This is a genomic window from Pseudomonas sp. Tn43 (genome assembly GCF_014192635.1).
Lineage (GTDB): Bacteria > Pseudomonadota > Gammaproteobacteria > Pseudomonadales > Pseudomonadaceae > Aquipseudomonas.
In genome coordinates this window covers 296,474-304,420 of record NZ_JACHYG010000001.1, presented here as the reverse complement: position 1 = coordinate 304,420, position 7,947 = coordinate 296,474, and the positions used below count along the sequence as shown (strand labels likewise).

At 60.9% G+C, this 7,947-nt stretch carries 7 protein-coding genes; 2 read left to right on the top strand and 5 right to left on the bottom strand.

Annotated elements, in window-relative coordinates; translation table 11 throughout:
* The first annotated feature begins 155 nt into the window (after positions 1 to 155).
* On the top strand, positions 156 to 1,319 hold the full coding sequence (gene nosP, locus FHW68_RS01280; RefSeq protein ID WP_095634789.1) for a nitric oxide-sensing protein NosP: 1,164 nt from the start codon (positions 156 to 158) through the stop codon (positions 1,317 to 1,319).
* Entirely contained in the window at positions 1,288 to 3,882 is a 2,595-nt protein-coding gene (gene nahK, locus FHW68_RS01275; RefSeq protein WP_095634790.1) for a hybrid sensor histidine kinase/response regulator NahK/ErcS', read from the top strand. Before nosP ends, nahK begins: the two co-directional genes overlap by 32 nt.
* 130 nt (positions 3,883 to 4,012) lie before the next feature.
* Here nahK and FHW68_RS01270 read toward each other — a convergent pair whose 3' ends face one another.
* The 5 genes from FHW68_RS01270 to FHW68_RS01250 form a co-directional block, all read right to left on the bottom strand.
* Positions 4,013 to 4,678, bottom strand: coding sequence for a response regulator transcription factor (locus FHW68_RS01270; protein ID WP_063343411.1), 666 nt, complete (start codon positions 4,676 to 4,678; stop codon positions 4,013 to 4,015).
* Between the two features lie 57 nt (positions 4,679 to 4,735).
* Positions 4,736 to 5,293 carry a PQQ-dependent catabolism-associated CXXCW motif protein gene (locus FHW68_RS01265; RefSeq protein WP_183678249.1) on the bottom strand — a complete coding sequence of 186 codons (558 nt, stop codon included), beginning with the start codon at positions 5,291 to 5,293 and terminating at the stop codon, positions 4,736 to 4,738.
* A 162-nt stretch (positions 5,294 to 5,455) separates the two neighbouring features.
* Complete coding sequence (locus FHW68_RS01260) at positions 5,456 to 6,247, bottom strand: ABC transporter permease (protein WP_095634792.1); 792 nt, start codon at positions 6,245 to 6,247, stop codon at positions 5,456 to 5,458.
* Positions 6,244 to 6,987 carry an ABC transporter ATP-binding protein gene (locus FHW68_RS01255; RefSeq protein ID WP_183678247.1) on the bottom strand — a complete coding sequence of 248 codons (744 nt, stop codon included), beginning with the start codon at positions 6,985 to 6,987 and terminating at the stop codon, positions 6,244 to 6,246. The genes FHW68_RS01260 and FHW68_RS01255 overlap by 4 nt, the downstream gene beginning before the upstream one ends.
* Positions 6,984 to 7,943, bottom strand: coding sequence for a YVTN family beta-propeller repeat protein (locus tag FHW68_RS01250; protein ID WP_095634794.1), 960 nt, complete (start codon positions 7,941 to 7,943; stop codon positions 6,984 to 6,986). The genes FHW68_RS01255 and FHW68_RS01250 overlap by 4 nt, the downstream gene beginning before the upstream one ends.
* Positions 7,944 to 7,947: the final 4 nt, after the last annotated feature.

Genomic DNA, 7,947 nt, shown 5'->3' with positions numbered 1-7,947 from the left:
CACAAGCTCCAGTCAAACAAGCTCCCGCCACGCCATCGTGCAAATCCCCCTCTCATCCCATCGAACCACCCACCCACTACCCAAGTAGCATTCGTCCCCGCCCGCAGGCTTCGTACACTCGTGCCTCATACAGGCGCACCGGCGAGGGGCGAGCAATGGAGCAGGTTCAGAACGACGGAGTGGTCAGCGCCATGTCCCAGGCCACCGATGCCCAGCAAGCGGCGCAGGATCTGGCGCGACAACTCTTGCATCCGCATTTGGGCTTTGTGCTGTTCTTCTGCTCCGCCGAGTACGACTTACAGGCGCTGGGCCAGGCCTTGCAGGAAAGTTTCGGCGGCATCCGGCTGGTGGGTTGCACCAGCGCCGGGGAAATCACCCCCCAAGGTTATGGCCGCAGTTGCGTGACGGCGGTGGGCTTCGATCATCGGCACTTTTCCATCTCCACCGAACTGATCGACGAGATGGAGCATTTCAGCCTGATCGATGCCCAGCAAATGGTCGAACGACTGGTCAGTGGCTGTCGCAGCAACACCTTGGCGCCGATCAAGGGCAACAGCTTTGCCCTGACCCTGCTCGATGGCCTGTCCAGTCGTGAGGAAATGGTTCTCGCAGCCCTGAGTGCGGCGCTGGGCGACATTCCGCATTTCGGCGGTTCGGCCGGCGACGACAACTACCTGACCCACACCCACGTGTATTTCGGCGGCGAGTTTCACAGTGGCGCGGCGGTGGTGGTGCTGGTCAATACCTGGCTGGACTTCGAAGTCTTCACCACCCACCACATCCTGCCCAGGGCCGAGAAACTGGTAGTCACCGCTGCCGACAGCGCCTCGCGCCGGGTGTTCGAGCTGAATGCCGAACCCGCCGCCGAAGAGTACGCCCGGCACATCGGCGTGGCGGTAGCCGACCTCGATTATCGGGTCTTTGCCGCACACCCGTTGGCGGTGCGCATCAACGATCAGTATTACGTGCGGGCGATCCAGCAGGTTCATCCGGACCTGAGCCTGAGTTTCTACTGCGCAGTGGAAAACGGCATCGTCCTCACCGTCATGACCCCCGGCCCCATGCTGCCGAATCTGCAAAACCTGTTCGACGGTTTGCAGGAGCGTCTCGGGGACCTGTTGCTGACCATCGGCTGCGATTGTTTTCTCAGGCGTCTGGAACTGGAAGACGGCGGCAATCTCGAGCAGATCGGCGGGTTTTTGCGGGATCAGCGGGTGATGGGTTTCAACACCTACGGAGAACAGTTCAATGGCATGCACATCAACCAGACCTTCACCGGGGTTGCCATTGCCCGAGGCCGAACCCCTGGACAGCGCTGACCTTCAGGCGCAAATCGCCAGCCTGCGCCGCGAAAACCACAAATTGCAGCGCATCAATGGCGCGCTGATCGAGCGCATCGAATCCGGCATCACCCGCGGTAACGACCCGTATGCGGCGTTCCAGCATTCGGTGGTGCTGGCCGAACAGGTGCGTGAGCGCACCGATGCCCTGAACCAGGCCATGGCCGAACTCAAGGCGGGCAATCATTTGCTCAGCGAAGCGCGGCTGCGGGCCGAAACGGCCCATCAACACTTGATCGACGCCATCGAAAGCATCTCCGACGCCTTTGTGCTGTTCGATGCCAAGCAGCGGATCGTGCTGTTCAACAGCCGCTTCAAGGCGTTCTGGGGCAACAGTCGGGTGCGGATCAACGCCGGCATGCGCTTGCGCGAGGTCAAGCGGCTCATGACCGCGACCGGACTGTTCAGCGAAGAACCCCGTGGGCATGCCGACGAAAACCTGCTCTATCGCCTGCACAACGGGCGCTGGCTGCAAGTCAGCGAACGGCCGACCCAGGAAGGCGGGCGGGTGATTCTGTTCACTGACATCACCGACGTCAAACTCAGCGAAACCCTGCGCCGTGAACAGGCCGTGGCGCAGAAGTCGCACTTGTTGCAACGGGCGGTCGACAACCTGTCCCAAGGCGTGGCGATGGTCAACGCCGAGGGCATTCTGGAACTGTGGAACCGGCGCTTCCTGGAACTCAGCGGCCTGGCCCCGGTGGCGGCCCATCGACCGTTCGCCGAGGTGATTGCCGACAGCGAATTGAACCTGCTGACCCCAGCCAGTCGCGATCAAAACGGGCGGCACGTGCAGGAATGCGAGCAGCGCCTCTACGATGGCCGGGTGCTGGAAATCCGCACCCATCCGTTGCCCACCGGCGGTTTCGTCAACACCTTCACCGACATCACCGAACGCTACCAGCACGCCGAAGCCCTCAGCGAAAGCGAGCGCTGGATTCGCCTGATCACCGACCATGTGCCGGCGCTGATTGCCTACCTGAATGCCGATCTGGTTTATGAATTCACTAACAAGGTCTATGAAGAATGGTACTGCTGGCCCCGGGGCGTGATGCTCGGGCAGAGCCTGCGCGAAGTTCACAGCGAGCAACATTACCAGCGCCTGGAAGCCTACGTGGCCCGGGCCCTGGCCGGCGAGAGCGTGACCTTCGAGTTTGCTGAAACCAACATCAACAATCAGGAGCGCTACATGCTGCGCTCCTACGTGCCCAATCGCCTGGCCACCGGAGAAGTGGTGGGGATTTTCGTGTTGATCCGTGACATCACCGAGCGTCGCCGCACCGCCGAGGCGTTGCATCAGGCCTATCAGAACCTTGAATTGCGGGTGCGCGAACGCACCACCGAACTGACGACTCTCAATGACCAATTACTGCGTGAAATCGACGAACGCCGCCGGGTGGAATCACGCTTGCGCGAGGCCAAGCTCGAGGCCGAGCAGGCCAACCTGTCGAAGACCAAGTTTCTCGCAGCGGTCAGTCACGACCTGCTGCAACCGCTGAATGCTGCGCGGCTGTTTACCAGCGCCTTGCTCGAACGCCGGGAGCCGGTGGCCAACGAAACGCTGGTGCGCAACGTGAGCAATTCCCTGGAAGACGTGGAAAACCTGCTGGGTACGCTGGTGGACATTTCCAAACTCGATGCCGGGGTGATCAAGGCGGATATTGCGCCCTTTGCCCTGAGCGAACTGCTGGAAAACCTCGCCGCCGAATACACCCAAGTGGCCCGCAGCGAAGGCCTCGAGCTGCATTTCATCCCGTGTTCGGCGCTGGTGCGCAGTGACATTCAGTTGCTCGCGCGGATCCTGCGTAATCTGCTGAGTAATGCCATTCGCTACACCTACAGTGGGCGTGTGGTGCTCGGTTGCCGACGTCATCATCAGCGGTTGACCATTGAAGTCTGGGACAGCGGCATGGGCATTGCTGAAAACCGTCTGGAGGAGATTTTTCAGGAGTTCAAGCGCGGTGACGTGCAGCGTCCCGATCAGGATCGCGGTTTGGGGCTGGGCCTGGCGATCGTGGAGAAAATCGCGCGCATTCTCGGCCACCGGATTCACGTGCGTTCGTGGCCGGGCAAGGGCTCGATGTTTTCCGTCGAAGTGCCGTTGAGTGCCACGGCGCCCAAGGCGTTGCCGAACCTGCTGATGAGCGAACCGATGCTCGAGCGCCTGCGCGGTGCGCGGGTGTGGGTGCTGGACAATGACGCGGCGATTTGCGCGGGAATGCGCACCTTGCTTGAAGGTTGGGGGTGCCGGGTGATCACGGCGCTGTCGGAAGAAGACCTGGCGCGGCAAGTGGATAATTATCACGACGAAGCCGACCTGCTGATCGCCGACTATCACCTGGATGATGAGCAAAATGGTGTCGATGCCGTGGCCCGGATCAACGCCCGTCGTGCTTCAGCGATCCCGGCGATGATGATCACCGCCAACTACAGCAACGAACTCAAACAGCAAATCCGCGAACTGGGCCACACCCTGATGCACAAACCGGTGCGGCCGATGAAACTCAAGACGGCGATGAGTCATTTGCTGGGTCGGCCTTGAGTTTTCTGGTGTTTGTCTGATCGCTCCCACGCCCTGCGTGGGAATGCAGCCCGGGACGCTCTGCGTCTCTTCCAGAGCCGAACGCGGAGCGTCCGTTGAGGCATTCCCACGCAGCGCGTGGGAACGATCATCAACGCCGCAAATACGACCCGAAATCAATATCCCCGGCACTCAAAATCGCCTGCACCCGATTGTGCACATTGAGTTTGCGCAATATCGCCGAGACGTGGGCCTTGACCGTGGTTTCGGCGATTTCCAGGGTGTAGGCGATCTGCTTGTTCGATTCGCCCTTGGTCATGCGCTCAAGCACCAACAACTGCTTGCGGGTCAGCGCCTGGAGTAATTCGGGCGGGAAGCTCGGGGTGTCATTCATCCGGCGATGAGTGCTGCTTTTCTGCGTGCGGATAATGTCCGGCGGCAGGTACACATTGCCATTGAGAATCTGCTGGATGGCGTCGGTCATCTGCACCCGTGGCGACGACTTGGTAATGAAGCCCACCGCGCCATAAGTGATGGCTTGCAGCACGATTTGCTTGTCCTGCTCGGCCGAGACGATCACCACCGGAATGGTCGGCGCCTCGTTGCGCAGGTTGATCAGGCCATTGAGGCCGTGCATGCCAGGCATGTTCAGGTCAAGCAGGATCAGGTCCAGGTCATCGTGTTCCTGGGTCAGGGCCAGGGCGCTGTCGAGGTCGGCGGTTTCCATGACCTCGCTGCCGGGGAAACCGTCGCTGATGACGTTATGAATGGCTTCGCGAAACAGCGGGTGATCGTCGGCAATCAAAATTTTGTACATGGCCTTTCACCTCATTATTTTTGATCCGGGTGTGGCTACAACACGCAAGCGCTCACGTCAGGGAAAGGGCTCGGGCTTTGCCTGCGTCACGGGCAGATTCGCCGCTTGCCAGGCATCCAGTCCGTCGCGGTACCAATACAGTGTTTTATAGCCTATGGACGCGGCGCGTTTTACCGCGTTCCAGCTCAACCAGCAATCGGAGCGGCAGTAAAAGACCAACGGTCGCCTCAGGTCGCCCGCCGTCAATTGCTGCAGGTGACGCACGAAATAGTCCTGCCAGGGGGGCGTCAGGTCACCGTCACCGGTATTGGCCAGCCAATGGCTGCCGGGCAGGTTTTCATGGGGTTCGTCTTCGATGAAACGCCCTTGCAGCCACTGCCGGCGGTAGACATCGATCAGCAGCGGCGGGGGCGTCTGCTTGAGCAGGTTTTGCAGGGTCGGCGTGTCGATGATACTCGCGCCCTGGAGTTGAGTCGGGGTCGGGCTGCGGTACAGACCGATGCGATAACCCTCGGCGGAAAACAGCGCTGTTTCAGCCTGCGCCGCGCCCAGCAACAGGCTCAGCGACAGCGCGGCGAGAGAAGGGCACAGCAGAACACGTCGTGCACGGGGCATGGGGTTCAGTCCTTATAGTTATGAACCCATTACATGCCAGTAGCGGTGCATTGTGAATGCGACGATAGACAGGAAAACCAGTACTAAAGTAGTAATTTTGTGCTGGATTGCCGGATATTGATCGTTCCCACGCGGAGCGTGGGAACGATCGGGTCGGAGCTGTCAGTTGGTTTTGCGCAGCGCCGCATGCTGCGGGTTGAAGGTGAGTACCGCCAGCAGTGCGAACACCAGCGTCAGCCCCACGCATACTGCCAGCGCAACCGGATTGAAACGTTCATACAGCGCAAACCGCACCAGTTCCACCGCATGAGTAAAGGGGTTCAAGGCGCACAGCCAATACAACCACTCGCTGGACTCGCGCATTTTCCATAGCGGATACAGCGCCGACGACAGGAAGAACAGCGGGAAGATCACGAAATTCATCACCCCGGCAAAGTTCTCCAGCTGGCGGATGGCGTTGGACAGCAACAGGCCCAGCGCGCTGAGCATCAATGCCACCAACAGCAACGCCGGCAGTGCCAGCAACAAACCCATGGCCGGCGGTTGCACGCCGTACACCCAGGCAATCGCCAGAAAGGCATACACCTGCAACAGCGAAATCAGCGACGTCGCCAGCAACTTGCTGCACAGCAGAAACGTCCGGGGCAGGGGGCTGGTCAGCAAGACGCGCATGCTGCCCATCTCCCGGTCGTAGACCATCGACAGCGAACCTTGCATGCCGTTGAACAACAGGATCATGCAGGCCAGACCCGGGATGATGTAAACCTCGTAGGGAATATAAGTGTCGTAGGGCTCGATGATGGCGATGCCGAGCGCCGCGCGAAAACCGGCGGCGAACACCAGCAGCCACAGCAGCGGCCGCACCAGTGCGCTGAGAAACCGCGTGCGCTGCAACACGAAACGCAGCCATTCACGCAGCACGATACCGCTGAAACATTGCCAATAAGCGTTCATCCGACGATTGCTCCTGAAGGGGCCGGGGTGGTCAGGCGAGCGAAGGCCGAACCGAGGTCGCCGCCATGTTCCAGGCTCAGGGCATCGGCCTGTCCGCTGGCCACCAAGCGGCCTTGATGCAGGATCAGCAAGTCGTCGCTGGGCTGCACCTCATCCAGCAAATGAGTGGTCCAGAGCACGCTGATCGTGTGCTCCCGGCACAGGCTGCGGATGTGTTGGTTGAGCGCCAGGCGACTGGCCGGATCGAGGCCAACGCTGGCCTCATCGAGCAGCAACAGGCTTGGCTCATGCAGCAACGCGCGGGCGATCTCCACCCGCCGACGATGGCCGCCATTGAGTTCGCGTACTCGTTCGCCCCGGCGCTCGGTCAAGGTCTGGCGCGCCAGTTCGGCGTCGACCCGTAGCTCGGACTGGCGCCGGGACAAGCCATGCAATGCGGCGTGGTAACGCAGGTTTTGCTCGACGCTGAGGTCCAGATCCAACGTGCTTTGCTGGAACACCACGCCCAATTGCTTCAGCGCCGCACGTGCCGAAGTGCGCAAGGAGCAACCACCCACCCGAATATCACCGCACTGCACATCGTAAAGCCGGGTGAGCAGGGCAATCAGCGTCGATTTGCCCGCGCCATTCGGTCCGAGCAACGCCGCAAAACGCCCGGGTGCCAGGTTGAAACTCACCTGACGCAAGGCCTCCCGCGCGCCGTAAGCGAAACTCAGGTCGCTGACTTCAAGGGCATTCATGGCGTCACCACCACGCCCCACGGATAGCGCCCGACCTTCACCGATTTGCTGACTTTGAGGCTGTCGACATCGATCACCGACACGTCGCCACTGACGCCATTGGTGGCCAGCAGTTGCTTCTGATCCGGGGTGAACGACATTTGCCAGACCCGCCGGCCCACTAGCAGATAATCAAGGACCTCGAAGGTCTTGGCGTCGATCACCGCCACATGATTGGCCGGGCCGAGGGCGACGAAACCGTATTTGCCATCGGCGCTGAGTTTGACCCCAACCGGCTGAACCTTGTCCGGGTGTACGCCTTTAATCTGGAACGTCAGGGTCTTGAGGACCTTGCGGCTGGCGACGTCGAGAATCGTCACAGTGCCGCCGATTTCCGCCGAGGCCCACAGCTGCGAGCCATCGGGATTGAATTCGACGAAACGCGGCCGCTGATCGACCAGGGTGTTGTCGGCCAGGGTCTGGGTGCTGGTGTCGATCCAGTGCAGCATGTTGGTGGTTTCACTGGTGTTCACCGCCCACTTGCCGTCGGGGCTGACGGCCATGCCTTCAGGCTCGACGCCGACGCTGATCTGCCCGAGCACTTTGGAGGTTTCGGTGTCGATCACCGTCACCAGCGCATCGTCCTCGTTGGAGACGTACAGCCAGCGGTTGTTGGGGTGCAAGGCGAATTGCTCGGGGTCTTTGCCCGAAGGCAGTTCCTTGATGATCTTGCGCGTGGCGATGTCCATCACCTGGACCCGGTCCGAATCGCTGGCGCAGATGTACAGCAACTTGTTGTCGTGGGACAGCAACAGGCCGCGCGGGCGCTGGCCGACAGGCAAGGTGTCGGTGACTTGCAGGGTCTGCATATCGATCAGGCTCAGGCTGTTGTCCTTTTCGTTGGAGACCCAGGCGGTACTGGCAGCGACATGCCCGGCGGCGAGCAGCAGGGCGCAGGAGAGCAGGGTGCGGCGCATGGCG